This is a genomic window from Parvimonas sp. D9 (assembly GCF_035282565.1).
GTDB classification, from domain to species: domain Bacteria; phylum Bacillota; class Clostridia; order Tissierellales; family Peptoniphilaceae; genus Parvimonas; species Parvimonas micra.
Genome location: NZ_JAYKBM010000045.1, coordinates 1 through 534 on the forward strand (window position 1 = coordinate 1; position 534 = coordinate 534).

A 534-nucleotide genomic window follows, 5' to 3' on the forward strand; every position below is an offset into this window, starting at 1 on the left:
TGCCCAGATAGCTCAGTCGGTAGAGCAGAGGACTGAAAATCCTCGTGTCGGTGGTTCGATTCCGCCTCTGGGCACCAGATCTGTAATTCGAGAAATCTGTTACGGGTTGCTATTATTTTCCTGCTGAAGCAGGATTTTTTTTGCTCATTTTTAGTGGGTTTTTCATTTTTATTTAATTTATGTATATTGAGGGTATAAATACCCTATAAATAAGGGGGTATGAAAATGGAATTAAGTGAAAAGATTATTGAATTATTAAAATCTTCAGAAGCTCTTAAAGGTGGAGAAATCGCAGAAAAATTAGGAGTTGAAAAATCTGAAGTGGATAAAATTTTAAAGAAATTAAAGGCTGAAGAAAAAATAATTTCTCCAAAGAGATGTTATTATTCTGTTGAAAAGTAGAAATAAGAACCCCGCCCTTCCACGATGCTTCACATCAGGTGGGTTCCTGGGAACTTTGTTGTTTCACAATCATAACCACCAGCTCAGCTGGTGGTTTCCACACCCCTATAAGGGGATATTTCCTGCTTGACC

1 protein-coding gene and 1 tRNA gene are annotated in these 534 nt (G+C 37.6%); both read left to right on the forward strand.

Annotation, left to right across the window (positions count from 1 at the left end):
• Window position 1: 1 nt before the first annotated feature.
• Window positions 2-77: transfer RNA gene (locus tag VJI94_RS07945), tRNA-Phe, on the forward strand.
• Window positions 78-225: 148 nt separating this feature from the next.
• A complete protein-coding gene (locus VJI94_RS07950; RefSeq protein WP_029950387.1) occupies window positions 226-402 on the forward strand; it encodes an HTH domain-containing protein in 177 nt (58 codons plus the stop codon).
• The last annotated feature ends 132 nt before the right edge of the window (window positions 403-534 follow it).